The 19,899-nt window shown below is 71.6% G+C and carries 18 protein-coding genes and 2 pseudogenes; 8 read left to right on the top strand and 12 right to left on the bottom strand.

Annotated features, from left to right (window positions below; translation table 11 throughout):
- Window positions 1-98 precede the first annotated feature (98 nt).
- The 5 genes from ACFWBB_RS14650 (at window position 99) to ACFWBB_RS14630 (ending at window position 5,197) form a co-directional block, all read left to right on the top strand.
- Window positions 99-1,010 (top strand): SDR family oxidoreductase, encoded by a 912-nt coding sequence (locus ACFWBB_RS14650; RefSeq protein ID WP_385270915.1) that lies wholly within the window; start codon window positions 99-101, stop codon window positions 1,008-1,010.
- A gap of 4 nt (window positions 1,011-1,014) precedes the next feature.
- Complete coding sequence (locus ACFWBB_RS14645; RefSeq protein WP_385270912.1) at window positions 1,015-2,151, top strand: hypothetical protein; 1,137 nt, start codon at window positions 1,015-1,017, stop codon at window positions 2,149-2,151.
- Window positions 2,148-3,071 carry an alpha/beta fold hydrolase gene (locus ACFWBB_RS14640; RefSeq protein ID WP_385270909.1) on the top strand — a complete coding sequence of 308 codons (924 nt, stop codon included), beginning with the start codon at window positions 2,148-2,150 and terminating at the stop codon, window positions 3,069-3,071. The genes ACFWBB_RS14645 and ACFWBB_RS14640 overlap by 4 nt, the downstream gene beginning before the upstream one ends.
- A 90-nt stretch (window positions 3,072-3,161) precedes the next feature.
- Complete coding sequence (locus ACFWBB_RS14635; RefSeq protein WP_385270906.1) at window positions 3,162-4,073, top strand: metal-dependent hydrolase; 912 nt, start codon at window positions 3,162-3,164, stop codon at window positions 4,071-4,073.
- Between the two features lie 23 nt (window positions 4,074-4,096).
- Complete coding sequence (locus ACFWBB_RS14630; RefSeq protein ID WP_385270903.1) at window positions 4,097-5,197, top strand: PDR/VanB family oxidoreductase; 1,101 nt, start codon at window positions 4,097-4,099, stop codon at window positions 5,195-5,197.
- Window positions 5,198-5,243: 46 nt separating this feature from the next.
- Here the strand turns inward: ACFWBB_RS14630 and ACFWBB_RS14625 are convergent.
- The 6 genes and pseudogenes from ACFWBB_RS14625 to egtA form a co-directional block, all read right to left on the bottom strand.
- Window positions 5,244-5,681 (bottom strand): annotated as a pseudogene (locus ACFWBB_RS14625) (AMP-binding protein); the annotation flags it as partial.
- Window positions 5,600-5,932 (bottom strand): hypothetical protein, encoded by a 333-nt coding sequence (locus ACFWBB_RS14620; RefSeq protein ID WP_385271114.1) that lies wholly within the window; start codon window positions 5,930-5,932, stop codon window positions 5,600-5,602. The gene ACFWBB_RS14620 and the pseudogene ACFWBB_RS14625, both read right to left, overlap by 82 nt.
- Window positions 5,933-6,203: 271 nt before the next feature.
- Entirely contained in the window at window positions 6,204-7,184 is a 981-nt protein-coding gene (gene egtD, locus ACFWBB_RS14615; protein ID WP_385270899.1) for an L-histidine N(alpha)-methyltransferase, read from the bottom strand.
- 236 nt (window positions 7,185-7,420) lie between these two features.
- Window positions 7,421-8,212, bottom strand: a complete 792-nt coding sequence (gene egtC, locus ACFWBB_RS14610) for an ergothioneine biosynthesis protein EgtC (RefSeq protein ID WP_385270896.1) — start codon at window positions 8,210-8,212, stop codon at window positions 7,421-7,423.
- A complete protein-coding gene (gene egtB / locus ACFWBB_RS14605; RefSeq protein ID WP_385270893.1) occupies window positions 8,212-9,579 on the bottom strand; it encodes an ergothioneine biosynthesis protein EgtB in 1,368 nt (455 codons plus the stop codon). Before egtB ends, egtC begins: the two co-directional genes overlap by 1 nt.
- On the bottom strand, window positions 9,576-10,877 hold the full coding sequence (gene egtA, locus ACFWBB_RS14600) for an ergothioneine biosynthesis glutamate--cysteine ligase EgtA (RefSeq protein WP_385270890.1): 1,302 nt from the start codon (window positions 10,875-10,877) through the stop codon (window positions 9,576-9,578). Before egtA ends, egtB begins: the two co-directional genes overlap by 4 nt.
- 25 nt (window positions 10,878-10,902) lie before the next feature.
- On the opposite strand from egtA, the gene ACFWBB_RS14595 reads away from it, so the two are divergent.
- Window positions 10,903-12,300: a TIGR02452 family protein gene (locus ACFWBB_RS14595; RefSeq protein WP_385270887.1), complete on the top strand. Its 1,398-nt coding sequence runs from the start codon at window positions 10,903-10,905 to the stop codon at window positions 12,298-12,300.
- Here ACFWBB_RS14595 and ACFWBB_RS14590 read toward each other — a convergent pair.
- From ACFWBB_RS14590 to ACFWBB_RS14575, 4 genes are all read right to left on the bottom strand, one after another.
- A complete protein-coding gene (locus ACFWBB_RS14590) occupies window positions 12,285-12,731 on the bottom strand; it encodes a type II toxin-antitoxin system PemK/MazF family toxin (protein WP_385270884.1) in 447 nt (148 codons plus the stop codon). The genes ACFWBB_RS14595 and ACFWBB_RS14590 overlap by 16 nt on opposite strands.
- Before the next feature lie 44 nt (window positions 12,732-12,775).
- The gene (locus ACFWBB_RS14585) at window positions 12,776-14,272 is read right to left on the bottom strand and encodes an SPFH domain-containing protein (RefSeq protein ID WP_385270881.1); all 1,497 of its coding nucleotides are present in this window, start codon (window positions 14,270-14,272) and stop codon (window positions 12,776-12,778) included.
- A 154-nt stretch (window positions 14,273-14,426) separates the two neighbouring features.
- Window positions 14,427-14,645, bottom strand: a complete 219-nt coding sequence (locus tag ACFWBB_RS14580) for a hypothetical protein (RefSeq protein WP_174855754.1) — start codon at window positions 14,643-14,645, stop codon at window positions 14,427-14,429.
- Between the two features lie 26 nt (window positions 14,646-14,671).
- The gene (locus ACFWBB_RS14575) at window positions 14,672-16,093 is read right to left on the bottom strand and encodes an amidase (protein WP_385270878.1); all 1,422 of its coding nucleotides are present in this window, start codon (window positions 16,091-16,093) and stop codon (window positions 14,672-14,674) included.
- A 252-nt stretch (window positions 16,094-16,345) separates the two neighbouring features.
- Here ACFWBB_RS14575 and ACFWBB_RS14570 point away from each other — a divergent pair, with 252 nt between their 5' ends.
- The gene (locus tag ACFWBB_RS14570) at window positions 16,346-17,734 is read left to right on the top strand and encodes a glycoside hydrolase family 43 protein (protein ID WP_385270876.1); all 1,389 of its coding nucleotides are present in this window, start codon (window positions 16,346-16,348) and stop codon (window positions 17,732-17,734) included.
- 86 nt (window positions 17,735-17,820) lie between these two features.
- Here ACFWBB_RS14570 and ACFWBB_RS14565 read toward each other — a convergent pair.
- Both ACFWBB_RS14565 and ACFWBB_RS14560 read right to left on the bottom strand, forming a co-directional pair.
- A pseudogene (locus tag ACFWBB_RS14565) lies at window positions 17,821-18,062 on the bottom strand (DNA-binding response regulator); the annotation flags it as partial.
- 112 nt (window positions 18,063-18,174) lie between these two features.
- Window positions 18,175-19,296, bottom strand: a complete 1,122-nt coding sequence (locus tag ACFWBB_RS14560) for a PP2C family protein-serine/threonine phosphatase (RefSeq protein WP_385270873.1) — start codon at window positions 19,294-19,296, stop codon at window positions 18,175-18,177.
- Window positions 19,297-19,599: 303 nt separating this feature from the next.
- Here ACFWBB_RS14560 and ACFWBB_RS14555 point away from each other — a divergent pair, with 303 nt between their 5' ends.
- Window positions 19,600-19,740 (top strand): hypothetical protein, encoded by a 141-nt coding sequence (locus tag ACFWBB_RS14555; protein ID WP_385270870.1) that lies wholly within the window; start codon window positions 19,600-19,602, stop codon window positions 19,738-19,740.
- Window positions 19,741-19,899: the final 159 nt, after the last annotated feature.

Raw genomic sequence — 19,899 nt, 5'->3', positions numbered from 1 at the left:
TTGTCAGTTCATCTGACATGGCATCGTGTCAGACACGCGTGGGGGCCGCTTGCCGCTCGGCGTTCCGCTCATGCTCAGGGCAAGAAAGGGGCTCGACCGTGGCAGCACCGCCCAAATACCCGTACACGTCCAGCCGAAGAGACCGCGACAGGCTCCCCCGCACACAACCGCTGACCGGACGGGTGATCGCGGTCACCGGGGCGGGCCGCGGAATCGGGCGTGCCGTCGCGGCCCGGCTCGCCGCGGCCGGAGCGGCCGTGGCGATCGGCGACCTCGACGCGGAGGTCGCCATGGAGGCGGCTGGTGCCATCGGCGCGCATCCCGGTGGCCGACTGCTCGGGCTGTCTCTCGACGTCACCGACACACCTTCCTTCGAAGACTTCCTGCGCACCGTCGAGACCCGGCTGGGGCCGATCGACGTACTGGTCAACAACGCCGGAATCATGTGGGTGGGCCCCTTCGAGGAGGAACCGGAGGAAGCCGCCCTGCGCCAGTTCGACGTCAACGTCCACGGCGTACTGCGGGGGATGAAACTCATGATCCCGGGGATGCGGAAACGCGGTCGCGGCCACGTGGTGAACATTGCCTCCGCCGCCAGCAAGGTCGCCCCGGCCGGCGAGGCGACCTACGCGGCGACGAAGCACGCCATCCACGGCTACAGCACAGCCGTCCGCGCCGAACTGCGCGGCACCGGCGTGCACGTGTCCTTGGTGATGCCCGGCGTCGTGGACACCGAGCTGGCCGTGGGCACCGCGACCGGACCCACCCGACGCCTGACGGCAGATCAGGTGGCCGACGCGGTGCTCGACGTCGTGCTGCGCCCGCGGTTCGAGGTCTTCGTTCCCCGCCAGGTGGCCGCCCTGACCCGGTTGGCCGCGGTGCTGCCGGGCCGGGCCCGCGACGCCCTGCATCACCTCCTCGTCCCCGACCAGCTCGCCGCCCTGCCCGACCGGTCGGTCCGCGCGGCCTACGAGCAGCGCACCCGGACCGCCCGCCATCCCGAAAGTTGAGCCCGTGACCACCACGCCCAAGCCGGCGCCCAGCGCGACGAAGGCCCAGGACGCCGCCGCTCCGCGTCCCATCCCCGAATTCGGAGGGGTCCACGAGGTATGGCCCCGCGGTGACCGGCTGCGCGCCGTGCGCGGCGCCGCGGCCACCTACCGTGAGCGGTTCGTCCAGCAGGGCCGCATCCACGCCGTCCGCAGTTTCGACATCGCCGCCGCCCCGTACCCGACCCGGTTCGGCTTCCACGGCGCCGCGCTCGCCGTCAACCCGTTCGTGAGCATCGTCAACCGGATGCTCGTCGTACAGTTCGACGGCTTCGACGGTGAGCCGAAAACACTGGTGTGGGAGCCGACCGTCGCCGCCGGAACGGCTCAAGCGCCGTTCTACGCCCAGCTCAAGCGTCTGGCGGGGGACTTTCTCACCGAGCACGTCTTCGCCCGCTTCTACCAGGACCCGAACACCGTCCTGCCCTCCTGCGGTCTGCGACCCGAGGACGTGGACTTCGTCAGCTTCGACCACCTGCACGTCCAGGACGTGCGCATGATCATGGGAAGCACCAGCACCATTCCCGGCGAACGGGCGCCCCGCGAAGCGCTGTTCCCGCGCGCCCGGTTGTTGGTGCACCGCAGGGAGCTGGGCACCTTCGAATCGACGCATCCGATGCAGTGGGCCTGGTACGTCGACGGAGGCATGGACGGGGTACCGCCCGAGCGCGTCACCGCCTTCGACGGCGATGTCGAACTCGGCGTCGGCGTCAGCCTGCTGTGGACCCCCGGCCATACGGACGGCAACCACTCCCTGGTGCTGAACACCCCGGACGGGGTGTGGGTCTCCTCCGAGAACGGCATCTCGGCCGACAACTGGCAGCCCGAGCTCTCCCGCATCCCCGGGGTGCGCCGCCACGCCGCGTTCTACGGCCATGAGGTGGTGCCCAACGCCAACACACTGGAGGACTCTCTCGACCAGTACGACTCCATGGTCAAGGAGAAGACCCTCGCCAGCCCCAGCCGACGCGATCCACGCTGGCTGCAGATCCTGCCCTCCTCGGAGCTGGCCCCCTTCAAGCGGCACTGGCCGGTGCTGCCCAGCTTCTTCCACGGCGGTCTGAACTACGGCGAGTTGACGCCTGCCAGCGGTGGCCGATGACCGGCCCGGCCGCCCGCCGGATCGCCGCGGACGGCGTGGAGCTGGCCGCCTACCAATGGGGAGCCTCCACGGCTCCTCCGGTGGTGCTGGTCCACGGCTATCCGGACACCAGCGCCGTCTGGCGCCCAGTCGCCGAGCGCCTGGCCGACCACTTCCACGTCACCGCCTTCGACGTGCGGGGAGCCGGTGCCTCCCACCGGCCCAGGGGGCTGCGCGCCTACCGGATGTCCCGCCTGGAAGCCGACCTTGAGGCGGTTCTCGACGCCGTGAGCCCCGACCGCCCGGTGCACCTGGTCGGACACGACTGGGGGTCGATCCACTCCTGGGAGTCGGTCACCGGCACCCGCCTGGCCGGGCGGATCGCCTCGTTCACCTCCATCTCCGGACCCTGCCTGGACCACGTCGGCCACTTGATCCGGGCCCGCCTTCGGCCGCGGCATCCGGATCTGCCGAAGATGCTGCGGCAGGCCGCACGGTCCTGGTACATCGCCTACTTCCATCTCCCGCTCCTGCCCGCCCTGACCTGGAGAGCACTGGGACACCGCTGGCGCGCCTTCCTCACCGGCTCCCAAGGCGTACCCGAGCACACCCCCTACCCCGCGCCGACGCTGGCCCGCGACGCCGTGTCCGGCACCGCGCTGTACCGCGCCAACGTGCTGCCCCGCCTGCTGCGTCCCCGGGACCGGCCGACCACCGTCCCGATTCAACTCATCATCCCCACCCGCGACTTCTGCGTGACCCCGGTGCTGTCGTACGGAGTGGAGCACTGGACGCGCCGGATACAACGGCGCCCGATCGACGCCGGGCACTGGGTACAGCTCAGCCACCCCGAGGAGGTCGCGTCCCGGATCGCGGAATTCGCCCGCCGCATCGAAGACGCCTCCCGCCGGAGTCCGGACCACACCGCGCACCCGATCTGACAGCCCAACAGCCCAACAGGCCAGCAGTACTGGATGACTGCCTGACCGCCCTTCCGCACACACCGATCGCCGACGGAGGAGGAACCTGTCATGTTCCGAGCCGCACATGCCCACCCGGAGAGTCCGTCCGAGCCCATCGACCACCACGACCTGGTGCTGCAACCCCGGGACGTCACCTTCGACTGGGGCGCCACCCCGCTGCACTGGCTGCCGGGTGAGCCCTTCGCGACCCACACCTTCGATGTGCTCCACCTCATGCTCCCCGAGCTCGAACGCTGGTTCGTGCGCACCTTCGAGCAGGCACTGCCACTGATCACCGACGACCGGCTGCGCGAGGACGTACGCGGCTTCATCGGCCAGGAAGCGATGCACGCCGAGGCGCACCAGGAGGTCCTGGAGCACCTGCTCACCAAGGGGCTGGACCCGGCTCCGTACACCCTGCAGTCCGAATGGATCTTCCGAAGGGTGCTGGGAGACCGGCCGGAGCTGACGCCGGCCGCCACCCACGCGCACCTCCTCCAACGGCTTGCCCTGATAGCGGCCTTCGAGCACTTCACCGCGTACATGGGGCACTGGATTCTCAGCAACGGGCACCTGGACCAGGCCGGCGCGGACCCCGCGATGCTCGATCTGTTCCGCTGGCACGGCGCGGAGGAGGTCGAACACCGTTCGGTGGCGTTCGACCTGCTGGTGCACCTCGATCCCCGGTACCGGCGCCGAGTGGCCGGCATGCTCGTCACCGCTCCGGTGCTGACCCGGCTTTGGATCCGCGGAGTCCGCTTCCTTATGAGCGCCGACCCCGAACTCGACGAGCGGGTCGAGGTCCGCTTCCGCGACTACCTGGCCGCCGCCCGCAAGGACCTGTTGCCGCCACCGGGCGCGTTCGCCCGCTCGGTGCTGCGCTACTTCCGCCCCGGCTACCACCCGACCCAGGAGGGCTCGACCCAGCAGGCGGTCGCCTACCTGGCGGCGTCCCCCGCTGCCCGAGCTGCTGCCCAATGACTCAGCAACCAGCAAGGCATCCCATGGACATCAGCACACCCCTCTCTCGGCCGCCGGACCTGTACGGCCGACCGCGCGGCGACTCCTTCATGCGGAAGCTGGAGGCTTTCAGCGACAACGCGGTCACGCGCCTCGCGCGGCGCGGCACTCCTCCCAGGCGCCCGCCGGCCACCGAGATGCCCGCGATCCGGGAACTGGTGGTCGCCGCCAGGCACCAGGAGGCCGAGGATGTCGTCTCCCTGCGGCTGGCAGCACCCGACGGGGCCATGCTGCCGCCCTGGCAGCCCGGTGCCCACATCGAAGTGCACCTGCCCTCCGGCCGCAAGCGGCAGTTCTCCCTGTGCGGAGACCCTGCCGACCGGTACCGGTACCGCATCGCGGTGCGCCGCGTCGCCAACGGCGGAGGCGGTTCGGCCGAGGTTCACGACACCCTCGGAGACGGTGTGCGGGTCGCCGTCACCGCGCCCCGGAACGCCTTCCCCTTCGCCGCCGAAGCATCGGTCCTGCTCATCGCGGGCGGCATCGGAATCACCCCGATCCTGCCGATGGCCCGGGAAGCCGCCCGACGCGGGCTGGACTGGAGGCTCGTGCACACCGGCCGCAACCGCGGCTCGATGCCCTTCGCGGCAGAGCTGGCCGAACTCGCGGCCGCAGCCCCTGGCCGGGTCTCCATCCGTCCTGACGACGAGTCCGGCGTGCCCGAAGCAGCCGATCTGTTGAGCTCGATCCCGGCGGCGGGTGCGGTGTACTGCTGCGGGCCCGCGCCCATGATCGACGGCGTTCGGCGCGCGTTCGGTGGCAGCCGCGCGTCAGCCCTGCACTTCGAGCGCTTCGCCCCGGCCCCGATCACGGACGGCCGTCCCTTCGAACTGCAGCTGGGCGACACCGGACGGGTTCTGCCGGTGCCGTACGACCGCTCCGCCCTGGATGTTCTCCACGAGGCCCTGCCGGACATGCCGTTCTCCTGCCGCCAGGGGTTCTGCGGCACCTGCCGGGTAAGGGTGGCCCATGGCCATGTCGATCATCGTGACCGTCGGCTCACGGCCACCGAACGTGCGGAGGGCGCCATGCTGCCCTGCGTCTCGCGTGCACCGGAAGGAGAGCGGTTGGTGCTGGAGGTGTGAGCGATGACCGAGCGCCCGTAGAGCGCGGCCGTCACCGCGAGGAACCTCAGCGGCAGCGTTGATACCCGACCCTTGGCGTGACCCACCGCCTGGACGATGAGAGGGTCTGGGACACCGGCCAGATCCAGCGGCAAGTCGAGCCACCAGGCCGACCACACCGTTCTGCGCGGACACGGACTGCCCGCGGGACACGCCGTGTTCGCTTGGCCGGCGCCACCGCGACCGATGGCGCGATGAAGCCGTAGGTGACCCGGTGGTTCTGGACGGTGCCCAGGAAGTCGGCCAGCTCGGAGCGGGGCATGACGACCAGCGTCGCCCGCGCCTGCAACGCCGCGTTGAGCAGCATGGTCATGCCGTAGCTGTGGAAGAAGGGCAGTACCGCGAGGATCTTGTCCTCGGATTTCATCGCGAGCAGCGGCCGGATCCGCGCCGTGTTGGCCACCAGGTCGCGGTGGGTGGGCATGACGCCCTTGGGGTTGCCGGTGGTTCCGGAGCTTTAGGGCAGCACCGCCAGGTGGGTGGCGGGATCGAAGTCGACCTGCGGTGCCGCAGCGCCCGGGCCGAGCAGGTGGTCGGCGTTCGGGTGTCCGGTGGCGGCAGCACCGTCGCCGTCGAGGACGCAATGTCATGGGCGCTGAACAACGCGTTGATCGTGGCCGCGGTGGCACCGGACCGCAGAATGCCGTGGAAGGCCACGGCGAACCGTGACGAGTTCGGCGCCAGGAGGCCCACCACGTCGCCGCGCCGGGTGTATGGAAGGAGGCTGGGGCGGTTCGCCGCCACCAGGGGAGCGCGCAGGGACGGGAACGACCTTTCGTGCGGAGGGCCGGGTAGCGGAGTTGAGAATTGTCCGAGACCCGGCCCGCCGCCCAAGAGATACGCGAAAGAGTGATCCTCTCGACCCTTGTTCGATATTCGCCGTCCATGAGCCAGGCTGACGAGCTCGGTCGCCGTTGGCTGTGAGGGGCGCTGATCTGCCAGATGATGTGGCCGCAGGCCTGTGTTTCTATTCAGCCGTGGCGAGAATCAGCGCGAAGCCGGCGTCGGAGTCTGCCCAGAGTTCACGCGTTCGGAGGCCGGCTTCGGCCATTTCCCCCTGCAGCCCCTCCGTGGTGAACTTGGCGCTGCGCTCGGTGATCCATTCCTCTCCGCGCCCGAAGTGCACCGCCAGGTCAAGTTCCCGGACCTTGACGAGCTGGTCGACTCGGCTGCGCAGCCTCATCTCGATGTGACTTTCCGCGCCGTTCCACATCGATACGTGGTCGAAGGCGTCGGGGTCGAAGTCGGCGTCCAGTTCGTGGTTCAACACGTGCAGCAGGTTCTTGTTGAACTCGGCCGTGACGCCCTGACCGTCGTCGTAGGCGACGGTCATTTCGTGCTCCTGCTTGATCAGGTCGGCACCGATCAGGAGGAAGTCCTCGGGACGCATGATGTCCCGGAGCCCGCGGAGGAAGGGCCCCCGGGCGGGGCGCCGGAAATTCCCCAGCGTGCTGCCGAGAAAGGCGATGAGCCGCGGGCCGCCCGCGGGCAGCGTCGGCAGGACGAGCGGAGCGGTGAAGTCGGCACGGAGGGCGTGCAGACGGATCCCCGGATAGTCCTGGACCAGTTGGGCGCTTGCCTGATGGAGCGCGTCCCCACTGACGTCGATGGGGACGTAGTTCAGGTCGGCCGGCCCCAACGCCTCGATGATCAGCTTGGATTTCGTCGAACTCCCGGATCCGAGCTCGACCATGCTGCGGGCCCCGGTTCGCGCGGCCACGTCCCGAGCGTGGAGCTGGAGCAACCCCAGTTCTGCCCTCCACAAGGGGTATTCAGGGAGCTGGGTGATCTCCTCGAAGAGTTCGCTGCCCCGGGCGTCGTAGAACCACGTGGGCGCAGTGGACTTGGGGGTGCTCGTCAGCCCGCCGTGGATATCGGCGCGCAGTGCCGTGGCGTAGTGCTCGGCGTCGAGGGTGTCGGTGTAGCCGTAGGTGCGGGTGCCGGACATGATTGCCTCGTTTCAGTCGACGTCGTGGCGGTGGGTACCTGGAGTGACCGCGGGAGCCAGAAGTCAGGCCCGGTTCTCCCCTTGGGGCGGACGCCCCGCTCGAGGTCGGGTCGGAATCTGGCGCTCTGCGTCACCAGCCGGAGTCGACTGGCATTGCGAAAGGGAGCGCAGGACGTCGGCGCGCAGGGCGGCGGCGGTGGCGTCCTCGGGCAGGGTGCGGATGATGTGGAACGGGCTCACCTGCCGGTCTCCTTGAGTGGTGCGGATGCCGTGTCCGTGCTCGGTTCCTTCAGTGGGGTGAGCAGGACGTCGGCGCGGCTCGCCGCGAGCAGGGTGCGGTCGGGGACCTCCTGCCAGCGCGGATCGTCGTCGTACGGTTCCGAGGCGACGACCGTGCCCCGGCCGGGCACCGCCAGATACCAGAGGGTGTCGCCCCATGCGGTCGCGGTGATGGACTCCCCGTCGGTGAGGAGCAGGTTGAGGCGCGCACCGGAAGCCGCCGCGGCGACCTCCAGCACCGTGTCCGCCAGGGCCTGGCTCCCCGTGTCCCCGGCGCGCAGCCTGGCGAGGACCAGCGCCCAGACGAACGCGGAGTCGTTGCGCGCCTCCATGGACAGCAGGTCCACGGCGGGCAGGGAACCGGTGAGCGACTCCAGTGAAGCCGGCCAGCCCGGGACCGCCCCGTTGTGGCTGAACAGCCAGGTCCCGGCCGCGTACGGCGCCGCAGCGGCCTCCGCGTCGGCACCGGCCAGCGTCGCGTCCCGTACGGCGGCCAGCAGCGCCCCGCTGCGGACGACCCGGGCCAGGTCGGCGAAGGACAGGTCCGCCCAGATGGGCCCGGCCCGGCGGTAACGGGCCGGTACCGGGTCTCCCTCCGCATACCAACCCACTCCGAAACCATCGGCGTTGACCGTCCCGTACCGCTGCCGCCGGGGCGCCCACGACTGGCGGTACAGGCTGTGCGGTGGCTCCGTGAGGAGCCGGCCGAGCGGCTCCACGGGTCCCAGGTACGCCACGTGACGGCACATCAGACGGCTCCCGGGCGGGCCGTGCGGAACCCGGAGAAGATCTGCCGCCGGATCGGGTAGTCCCAGTTGCGGAACGTGCCCCGGCAGGCCACCGGATCCACCGCGAACGAACCGCCGCGCAGCACCTTGTACTCGGGGCCGAAGAACACCTCCGAGTACTCCTTGTACGGGAACATCCTGAAACCGGGGTACGGAAGGAAGTCGCTGGACGTCCACTCCCATACGTCGCCGATCAACTGCCTTACTCCGAGCGGGGATTCACCGGCCGGATAGCTGCCCGCCGGGGCCGGGCGCAAATGACGCTGGCCCAGGTTGGCGTGCTCGGGGCCGGGGTCGGCGTCGCCCCACGGGTAGCGCGTCGAGCCGCCCGTCGCCGGGTCGAAGCGGGCCGCCTTCTCCCACTCGGCCTCGGTCGGCAGCCGGCGTCCGGCCCAGCGGGCATAGGCGTCGGCCTCGTACCAGCACACGTGCAGTACCGGCTCGTCGGGCGGTACGACCTCGGTGACTCCGAACCGGCGGCGCAGCCACTGCCCGCCGTCCCGGTGCCAGAACAGCGGCGCGTGGATACCGCTCCGGCGGACGTGCGCCCAGCCCTCCGTCGTCCACCAGCGCTCGTCGTCGTAGCCGCCGTCCTCGATGAACGCCAGGTACGCGCCGTTCGTCACCGGGGTCGTGTCGATGTGGAAGGACGCCACCTCACGCCGGTGCGCGGGCCGTTCGTTGTCCAGCGCCCAGGGCTCCCCGGAGCTGCCCATCGTGAACGGGCCGCCGGGCACGAGGACTTCGGCCGGGCCGGTGTGCAGCCCCACCGGCTCCGGATCGGGAGCGGTGAGGGCCGGCGGTCCCACGCGGAGCTGATGGGTGATCAGCATCGTCTCGTCGTGCTGCTGTTCGTGCTGGGCGATCATCCCGAAGGCGAAACCCGCCTCCGTCAGCCGGGTGCCGCCGAAGTCGGCCGACTCCAGCACGTCCATCACCCGGCCGCGCACCTCCGCCGCGTACCGGCGGGCCTCCACGGGCGGCAGCAGGGGCAGGGTGGGCCGTTCGGCGCGCGAGTGTTCGAAGGCGTCGTACAGGCCGTCGATCTCGGGGCGCATCGCCTCACGGCCGGCCACCGCGCGCAGCAGCCACAACTCCTCCTGGTTGCCGATGTGGGCGAGGTCCCACACCAGCGGTGACATCAGGGGGGAGTGCTGGGCGATGAGGTCCGGCTCCTCGACGCAACTGGTCAGCAGTGTGGTGCGCTCCCGGGCCGTGGTGAGGGAGGCGAGCACACGGGCCCGGAGGGTGTCCGCGTCCAGGGCCGGTTCGGCCTGTGGGGCGACACCGTCCAGCGCGGGCCCGGTGGCCAGGGCGGGGTCGGTCATGGGCGGAGATCCTTCCCGTACGCGCGGGTGTCCTTGCCGCGCAGGCGGTCGAGCTGGTCGTCGGCCGGAGTGCGGCCCCTGCGGACGTACCGCTCCAGGTAGTCCGTCACGGCGTCCGTCACCGCCTCGGTGGCGCCGAGGCGGGGGAGGGCCCGCACAGCCGTGGTGAAGCAGGCGACGGCGACCTCGTGCAGCTCCGGGTCGGTCAGCGCGTACCGGGCCGCGTCGATCCACAGCGGATTGTGCGGAGCCGGCAGCGGCTGGGCCCGTTCGGCCAGCGGCTTCACCGCGCGATAGACGATCTCGGCGGCCTCCGGGTCGTCGAACAGCGCCGTCGTCACGGCGAGCGGGACGATCCAGCCGTCGTCGCCGGGCTGCGCGTCGATCATGCGCAGTTCCAGGTGGCCGCGCGGTCTGACCGGCGGGAACAGTGTGCTGATGTGATAGTCGAGATCCTCCCGGGTGGGTGCTCCCGTCCGGGTCCACTGCCGGAACGTGAGCCTGTCGGGCACTTCCCACGGCCCGCTGTCGCGCCGGACGCACATCACGGGCGCGTCGAGCACGTGCCGGGCCCACGCCGCGCGCGGATCGCCGGCCAGGGCGGGTCCGCCCGCGCGGCCGGCGCCGATCTCCGTCCACAGCAGCTGCCGGGTGGAGCGCCAGCCGGTGGGGGCGCCGCCGAGCAGCGGGGAGTTGGCGAAGGCCGCCACCAGCACCGCGCCCAGCGTGTGCGCGAGCCACCAGCGCCGTCCGTGCCCCAGCGGGCCGGGTTCCTCGTGCCCGGCGTCCAGGCAGACCTGCACGGAGGCCGAGGTGCACATCATGGCCCGGCCGGCCGGGCCCGTGCGGTCGAGGTACGCCTCCATGGCGTCGTAGCGGGGCTCGTGCAGGAACCGCCGGGGTGTGTGCCAGGGGTCGGTGCCGTGGCCGGAGAGAGCGAGTCCGTGCTCTCTCAGGGTCGCGCGGACGGCGGCCAGATCGGCGGAGACGATGCCCACGCACTCCATGAGGGAGGCGGCGGGCGGTGAGCTCAGTTCCAGCTGGCCGCCGGGTTCGACGGTGAGCGGCGAGCTCAGGGGCACGGTCCGCAGCGCGGCGTACGCCCCTTCGAGCCGTTCGGGTGTGACGGGGAGCTGCGGCGCGCGCAGCTCGTGGATGAGCCATTCCACCTCGACCCCGACGGTGCGGGGCGGGCCGGTCTTGAAACAGATCCCCTTGACCAGGGCCTCCACCTCGGCTTCGGTGAGGGCGCTGCGGGGCTCCGTCTCGTCGGTACAGTGACTGACCGAGTCGGACATGTCGGGATCCTCCTGAGATTCCACCATGCCATTGGTCCGGCCTCGGTGCGGCCGGACCGGCGTCGCTCGTCCCACCCAAAACCCTCGAACGGATTCGCACAAGGGTGCACAACGGTCTATACGGGATTCGGTTCGAGCTGTTTTCCAGGCGTTTCCGACCGGTCCGCGGAGGATTCCCGTCCCGGGAAACTCTGTTGCACGCGATGTCCAGGATCGCTCACGATGCGTGTATGAGCACGACGGGGGAGGCGGGCGGGGCGGGGGTGACCGCGCGGCGCGCGGCCATGGAGTCCACGGGGGTGGCGCCATGAGCGCGCGGCTGCGCGGCATCGCGCGGGAGACGGAGGCGATCGTCGAGGCGGGGTCCTACCGCGCGTCCGACGGGCGCGCGGTCTCCCTCCGTGCGGCAGTCGAGGCCGCCCGGGCGGGGACGCGGATGGTGGGTCCGGGACCGGTCGAGGTACCGGCGAGCGGGTCCGTGAACGCACCCGTGCGCGGCTCCGGTGACCCGCACGCCGAAGGTCGGGCCGCTGACGGTCCTGGCGTCGAGGCTTCGGCCGCCAGGGGTATTGCCGTCGGGAGCTCGGCCGCCCAGGTCTCGGGTGCGGAGGGTTCGGTGGCCAGGGGTTCGGCCGCCCGAGGTTCCGGCTCCGGGAGCTCGGCCACCCAGGTTTCCGGTGCCGAGGGTTCAGCGGTCAGGGGTTCCGGCTCCGGGAGCTCGGCCACTCGGGGCTCGGGCGCCGTGGGTTCGTTCATCGGGCGCACGCTCGTCGAGGTCACCGGTGAGAGCAGTCTGGAGGCCGCCGGGCGGCTTGCCGGGGCAGGCCCGGTCGCCGTGCTGAACTTCGCCTCGGCGCGCAATCCCGGCGGCGGCTACCTCAACGGGGCCCAGGCGCAGGAGGAGGCCCTGTGCCGGGCCTCCGCGCTGTACACCTGCCTGCTCACGGCCCGGGAGTTCTACGACCACCACCGCGCCCACCGCGACCCGTTCTACACGGACAGGGTCATCCACTCACCGGCCGTGCCCGTCTTCCGTGACGACCGGGGGCGCCTGCTCGACGAGCCCTACGCCGCCGGCTTTCTGACCTCCGCCGCCCCGAACGCGGGCGTGGTGCTGCGGACGGCCCCGGAGCGCGCGTCCGAACTGCCGCACGCGCTGGCCGTCCGCGCCGAACGGGTCCTGGAGACGGCCGCCGCCCACGGCTACCGGCGCCTGGTGCTGGGTGCCTGGGGCTGCGGGGTGTTCCGCAACGACCCCGCGCAGGTGGCGGGAGCGTTCCGGGCGTTGCTCGGCCCCGGTGGGCGATTCGAGCGGACGTTCGAGCATGTGGTGTTCGGAGTGCTGGACCGGACGCCCGGGGCCGTGGTGCTGGGTGCCTTCGAGCGGACGCTCGGCCGGCGGAGCCCTCAGGTCCAGCCGTAGCGCTCGTGCAGCCGGTGCCGGACCAGGTTGAACCTCATCCGGTCCAGCGCACAGGCCTCGCGGCGCATGCCCTCCTCGTGCAGCCGCAGGACACGGTCGGCGTCCACCCAGGAGTCCCGCCCGGTCCGGTCCCAGGGGCCGCTGCCGATCGGCACCCATTCGCGGTCCCCGTCGTGGCGCTTGCTGGAGAGCTGTACGGCGAGGAAGGTCCCGCCCGCCTCCCGGGCCACGACGAGCACCGGGCGGTCCTTGCCCCGGCCGTCGTTCTCCTCGAAGGGAACCCAGGTCCAGACGATCTCGCCGGGGTCCGGGTCGCCGTCGTGCGCGGGGGAGTACTCGGTGCGCACCCGGCCGACCCCGCGGGGGTCGGCCTCGGTGGTGGCGGAGGGGCCGGAGCGGCCCGGGACGTCTTCATCGGTAAACGCGGTCACGGGGGCACCTTAAGGGCTGCCCCCGTGACCACGTCCTCAGCGGGTCACTTCTCCTCGATCGGCACCTTCTGCGAAGGCGGGCCCGCGGTCCCGTTGAGCGCCGAAGTCCCGTTCGCGGCCTGTCCGTTCGGGGACTGCCCGGTCTGGTTCATCGAGGCGAGCAGCTGACGGGCCAGACCGAGTCCCGTCCCGCCCATGGTGAGCGCCTTGGCGAACACGTCCGCCATGCCGTCGGCGCCGTTGAGCAGCACCATGTTGTCGACGTTGCCGAAGGCGGAGGCGCCGGCCTTCACGATCTCCGGCCAGTTCTCGGCCAGTTGCTGGGCGACGACCGCCTCCTGGTTCTCGGCGAGCGCGGCGGCCCGGGCCTTGATGGCCTCCGCCTCCGCGAGCCCCCGCGCCCTCGCCGCCTCGGCCTCCGCCAGACCCCTGGCCTGTGCGGCGGCCGCCTCGGCCTCACCGGTGGCCCGGGTGGCTGCCGCGCCGGCCTCACCCCGGGTCCTGGTCGCCTCGGCCTCGGCGCCGGCGGCGGCCTTCACCCGGGTCGCCTCGGCGGCGGCCGCGAGCTCCGTCTCCTTCGCCTTTGCCTGCGCCGCCGAGATCCGGACGTCGCGCTCCGCCTCGGCCAGGGTGCGCTTCTCGTAGGCCTTCGCGTCCGCCGGCTTGCGGACGTCCGCCTGGAGTTGCTGCTCACGCCGATGCGCCTCGAGTTCGGCGACCCGCGTCTCCTGGACGACGACCTCCTGCCGGGAGGCCGCGTCGGCGAGGGGCCCCGCCTGGCGGGCCTTCGCGGCCGCCTTGTCCCGCTCGGCCTGGTAACCGGCCTGAAGGATCTCGCTGTCCCGGGTGGCCTCCGCCATCCGGGCGAACGAGGCCTGCTCGGCCTCCGTGGCGAGACGGTTCGCCTCCGCCTGCGCGATCCGCGCGTCCCGCTGGACGGCCGCCGCGTGCGGCATCGCCAGGTTCCGTATGTAGCCGGTCGGGTCCTCGATCTCGTGGATCTGGAGCGAGTCCACGATCAGGCCCAGCTTCTCCATCTCCGTACCGCACGCGGCACGGGTCTGCCCGGTGAGCTTCTCCCGGTCGCGGATCATCTCCTCGACCGTCAACCCGCCCACGATGGACCGCAGATGACCGGCGAAGACGTTGTGCACCCGCTCCGACATCAGCTTCTGCTGGTCGAGGAAGCGCCGGGCCGCGTTGGCGATCGACACGAAGTCGTCGCCCACCTTGAAGATGACCACGCCCCGCACCTTGAGCGGAATGCCCTGGTGCGTCGCGCAGTCCACATGCAGTTCGGTCTCGTTCAGGTCGAGCGACAGCTTGCGCACCACCTGGACCCCGGGCATCACCAGTGTTCCGCGCCCGGTGACGATGCGGAAACCCATGCCCGCCTCGAGGCCCTCCGTGCGGTGGTTGGAGCCGGAGATGACGAGTGCCTCGTTGGGTTCCGCGACGCGCCACATCATCTTGAACAGACCGATCACAACGAGAACGGCGGCAACCGCCATCCCCGCAACGACGCCGACAACCATCGGCATACGCCCCCTTTTGATGGTGCCCTTTCGGCACCGAACGAAGGGAGTGTGCGCCTGCCGGGATCAGGGTTGAAGACGGGGGCGAAACCTTGTTGCAATCTTGACGCGTACGTTCCCGAAGGCGTACAGAACCGCTCTCACCTGCGCCGCGGAGAGCTCAACTGTCGTACGCGCGGGTGACGTAGACGGTCCTGGGAGGCAGATGCTCCACCACCATCACCACCGTGCCGCACTCGATGCGGCCGGCGCCGTCCGCCGCGTGCGCGAGGAAGTGCTCGGCCCCGCCGCGCACCCGGACGATCACCTCGCCGACGAGCCCCGGCCCGATCGTCCCGGTGACCCGCCCCATGAGCCCGACCATCGACGCATCGTCCATGGTCACAGAGTACGGGCGGAACACGCTCATCCGGCCGGGGAGTCCGCGACCGCTTCCCGCGGCCACAGCTCGTGCCAGCGCAACTCCGCCTCCAGCTGGGCGGCGAGCGAGATCAGCAGCGGCTCGCTGTTCGCCGGGCCGAGCAACTGCGCCCCGACCGGCAGTCCACCGGGCGTGAAGCCCGCGGGGACGTTGACGCCCGGCCAGCCCAGCACGTTCCACGGCCAGGCGTAGGGACAGGCGGCGATCATGGCGCGGTCGGTGGCGAATCCGCTCAGGTGCAGCATGGCGCCGATGCGCGGCGGGGGAGCGGCGGTCGTCGGCGCGAGGATCACGTCGTACTTCTCGAAGAAGCCGCCGATCCGGCGGTGCAGGACGGCCTCCGCGCGCCGGGCCGCCCGCAGCGGGACCCCGCCGAGCAGCCGGCCCAGCCGGGCGGAACCCCGGGTACGCCGGTCCAGGAGCGCGGGGAAGGGCGCCTCGGCGACGCGTTCGGCGATGCCCGCGGTCGCCCGGGGTACGAATGTGAGGCCGATCTGCCCGTACGGCGGGTCGGCCTCCTCGACGGTGTGCCCCAGAGCGGCCAGTTTCCCGGCGAGTTCGAGGACCCGGGCGCGCACCTCGGGGCGCAGCCTGGCGGGCACGGCGGTGAACGGCGGCTTCAGCGACAGCGCGATCCGCAGCCGGCCGGGGTCACGGCCCACCGCGGCCGAGGCGTCGACGGCGGGCGGCCGGTGCGGGTCGTGCGCGTGGTTGCCGCTCGCCGCGTCGAGCAGCAGCGCCGCGTCCGCGACCGTGCGGGCCAGCGTGCCGTTGACCGTGATGCCGTGGAAGGACTCGCCGCGCGGCCAGGTCGAGACGCGTCCGCGCTGGGGCTTGATGCCGACCAGATGGGTCCAGGAGGCGGGGATGCGCACCGAGCCGGCGCCGTCCGAGCCGAGCGCGGCCGGCACCAGCCCCGCCGCGACCGCGGCCGCCGAACCGCCGGAGGAGCCGCCCGGAGTGTGCTCGGTGTGCCAAGGGTTGCGGGTCGCGCCGAAGGCCGGTCCCTCGGTGAACGGCCACTGGCCCAGCTCGCAGGTGTTGGTCTTGCCGACGATCACGGCCCCGGCCGCGCGCAGCCGCCGTACCGCCTCGCCGTCCTCGGCGACCGCCGGGTGCGCGCCCTGGCAGCCGAAGGCGGTCGGCTCGCCCGCCACGTCCATGTCGTCCTTGACGGCGACGGGGACTCCGAGCAGCGGCCTTCGCACCCCGGCCGCCAACTGCCGGTCGGCGGCTTCGGCTTCGGCGAGCGCGGCCTCCGCCCGGACGATCCGGAAGGCGTTGAGGGTGCCCTGGCTCGCCTCGATCCGGGCGAGGGTCCGCTCGACGAGGGTGCGGGAGGAGATCTCGCCCCCGGCCAGCGCGTGGGCGGTGGCCGTCAGGCCTGCGGCACGGTCGGGCGTCATGCGGGGGCACCTCCGGGACGACGATGTCTACCGCACGGTAACGTCTGGTGGCCGGATGGCGGAACGGCGCGCGGGCGGGCGGGGTCGGGCCGTCCGCCACAAGGGCGGCGAACGCCTCCGCCACAGGTGTCCCACAGTCCTCGTCCGTTCCTGCGCAAAGGATTGACGTGCTCCTGTCCCACCCCTACCTTCTGATCGACTTTCCGAACTTCGTTCGGAATTTCGAACCTTGAGCCGTAGGAGAGCCGCCCCATGACGACACGTCCCTCCACCCCGTCCCGCCGTGCCGTGCTGCGTGCGATGGCCGCGCTGCCCGCCGCGGCCCTGGTGCTCGGCGAAGCGCCCGGCCTGCTCGGCACGGCCCTCGCCGCCGCGCCGGCCGCCGGCTCGGCCACCCGCTACACCATCGTGCCGTTCCTCAACAGCGACGACGGAACGGTGAACGTCTACCAGTCCGACGACGCCACCGACTTCCGGCTGGTGCAGTCCTCCGCCTACACCCCGCCGAGCAACCGCATCCGCGACGCGAGCGTCTTCAAGCACACCAACGGCTACTACTACATCACCTACACCACCCACACCTGGCAGGACGCCAGCACCACCATCGGGTTCGCGCGCAGCTCCGACCGGGTCAACTGGACCTTCCTGTACGACTACACGGTCCCGATCACCAACCTGTCCCGCGCCTGGGCGCCGGAGTGGTTCGTCGACAGCGACGGCAGCGTGAACGTCATCGTGTCCTGCTCGGTGACCAGCGACGAGTGGATCTTCACCCCGTATCTGTTGAAGGCCACCAACTCCGCGCTCACCGGCTGGAGTTCACCGGTCGCGCTGTCCGGCATCGGGTCGAACCACATCGACACCTGCATCGTGAAGGTCGGCTCGACGTACCACGCGTTCACGAAGAACGAGACGGCGAAGTACATCGAGTACGGCACGGCGTCGAACCTCGCAGGCCCCTACACGATCACCAGGACCGGCGACTGGGCGGGCTGGGGCAGCTACCGGGAGGGCCCGTCCGTCATCCAGCTCGACAACGGCGGCTGGCGGATCTTCTTCGACGGCTACGGCGACGGCAACTACTACTACAGCGACAGCTACGACTCCTTCGCCACCTGGAGCGCACCCAAGGCACTGCCCGGCATCTCGGGCACGGCACGGCACTTCACGGTCATCAAGGAGACGGTGACCGGTGGCCCCAGCCTCACGAAGAACGCCACCCGCTCCCTGCGGTCCGGCAACTACACCACCCGCTACTGGCAGGAGCAGTCCGCGCTGCTCAACCTGCCCGTGGTGACCGGCTCCAGCACCACCGCCGAGAAGCAGGCGTCCACCTTCACCGTCGTGGCGGGCCTCGCCGACGCGAACGCGTACTCCTTCCGCGACGCCTCCGGCAACTATCTGCGCCACTTCTCCTTCCGGGGCCGCTTCGACGCCAACGACGGCACGTCGACCTTCGCGAAGGACGCCACCTTCATCGCCCGGACGGGCTCGGCGAGCGGTTCGATCCGCTTCGAGTCGTACAACTACCCCGGCTACTACCTGCGCCACTACAACTACCAGCTGCGGGTGGAACAGCCGGACGGCACCGACCTGTTCCGTCAGGACAGCTCCTTCGTGCCGGTGACCGCCTGGGCCTGAGACATCCCTCGCCCGCCTCCGTGAGCGCACGGGCCCGCGGTCGCCCGACCGCGGGCCCGCACACTCACGCACGGTGGACCGGGCCGGGTCGGCGTGACCGGCGTGCCGCCGCGCCGCACCTCGCGGGTCTCTCGGCCGGCACGAGATCGCCCAGCACCCGTACGGGGCCCCGGTCGGCAGTCCCGGCGGGCCCTGCCCTGCACAGCAGAGCGCGCGGCCGCAGCACGGCCTCCTCCAGGGAGAACGGCTTCGTCACATAGTCGTCGGCGCCGGCCGACAGCCCGTCGATGCGGTGCTCCAAGGCGTCCCTGGCCGTGAGCATCAGCACCCGAACCGTGCCTTCAGGGATACCGGAGACGCCAGACATGGCCCCAGCCCCTCTCCGTCCGTCATGAGCGCGCGACGTGCGACGGGCCGCCGCCGCGCCACGACGGCCGGGCTCAGAGCCGCGGTGACCGGCGGACGGTCAGCACGGCGACGTCGTCCTGCCGGCGGTCGTACCCTGCGAACGCGCGGGCGTCCTCGTGCAGGGCCACGGGCAGCTCGGTGGGGGAGAGGTCGAGGTGCTTCATCAGCCGCTCGTCGACCGGGTAGAACGAGCCGTCGTGGGCGCGGGTCTCGGTGAGGCCGTCGGTGGTCAGCACCAGCGTCGCGCCGGCCGGGAACGCGAACCAGTCCACCGTCGTGGGTTCGACGGCGAGTTCGGCGAGCCCGAGCGGGACGCCGGAGTCCATCGGCGGTGTGGTGACGGCGCCGTCGTGCAGCAACCGGGGCGGAATATGACCGCAGTTGACGACCTGCGCCTCCGCGCCCGCGTCGACGCCGATGATGAGGGCGGTGACGAACCGCTCGTCGTCGCCGGTCTGTTCGGCGTAGGAGTTGTGCCGGACGACCGCGGCGTCCAGGGCGTCGACGAGCGCGGTGAGCGTGGGCTCCCGGTGGGCCGCCTCCCGGAAGGCGCCGATCACCGCGAACGCGGCGCCCACCGCGGCCAGTCCCTTGCCCTGCACGTCTCCGATCAGCACACGCGTGCCCCAGGGCGAGGCGACGACGTCGTAGATGTCGCCGCCGACGAGCCGGTCCTCCTGCACGGGTTCGTAGACGCCGTTGACCAGCACGTCGTCGGTGAGCAGGGGCAGCGGGTGCAGGATGTGCCGCTGCATGGCGGCGGCGGTGGTGCGCAGCCGCAGCATCTCCTGCTCGCGCGCGATACGCCGGTGACAGGCGTAGACGGAGACGACTCCCAGGGCGAGGGTGAGCAGCACCAGCAGGGACCGGTCGAGCCACCGGCCGCCGTCACCGGCCCGCAGGAACAGGGTGAGGGACACGAACAGGGTGGTCCAGGCGGCGACGAACCTCGTCTGCTGGACGGTGCACAGCGCCGACGCCGTGCCGGGCAGGATGACCAGGAGCCCGAGCAGCCACACCTCGGACCCGGACAGGACGCCGAGCACCTCCACCAGGACCGTCACGGACAGCACCCCGACGACCGTCTCGGCGTTGCCCGGGGGCTCGATGGTGCCGAGGGCGTCGGTGGAGCGCTTCCGGCGGGGACCGATCATGGCGACTCCCGGGCAGGCGGTGATCTCTCCAACCTTAGACAGGTCACCTGCCCCGGCGGGAACCGAGGCCGCTCCACGGGCGGGGCCGCTCCACGGGCCGGCCGTGCGGTGACCCGCCGCCCTCCCAGGTCGAGGGCGACCCGCGACGACGCGGACGAGTAGACCAGCCACCACCGACCGGCCGCTCCGGCGGCGGAGCCTGAACGCCGCCGCCGGAGTGGTCACCAGCCGTGGCCGGCGACGGCCCGGTCGAAGGACTCGCAGGGGTCGCTCAGGGAGCCGGCCGGGGCCCGCGGAGCCCTGGTGACCGGCGGCCCGGTCGTCGCGGCCGCGATCGGCACCGGCCTCGCGGTGCGCGGGCGCAGCGCCCCGGCGCCGGTGACCGTGCCGGTGGTGAACCCGGACGACGTACCGGACCGGGAAGCGCTGGGCACGGCTGCCTGAGCGGTCACCCTGCCGGGGGGCCGGCCGGGGGTCTGAGGCGGGGCCGCCACGGAGGTCTGGCGGCGGGGCCGGCCGGGGGTCTGAGGCGGGGCCGCCACGGAGGTCTGGCGGCGGGGCCGGCCGGGGGTCTGAGGCGGGGCCGCCACGGAGGTCTGGCGG

Source organism: Streptomyces sp. NPDC060000, from assembly GCF_042737375.1.
Classification (GTDB): domain Bacteria; phylum Actinomycetota; class Actinomycetes; order Streptomycetales; family Streptomycetaceae; genus Streptomyces.
This window is presented reverse-complemented; position numbering and strand designations above follow the sequence as displayed.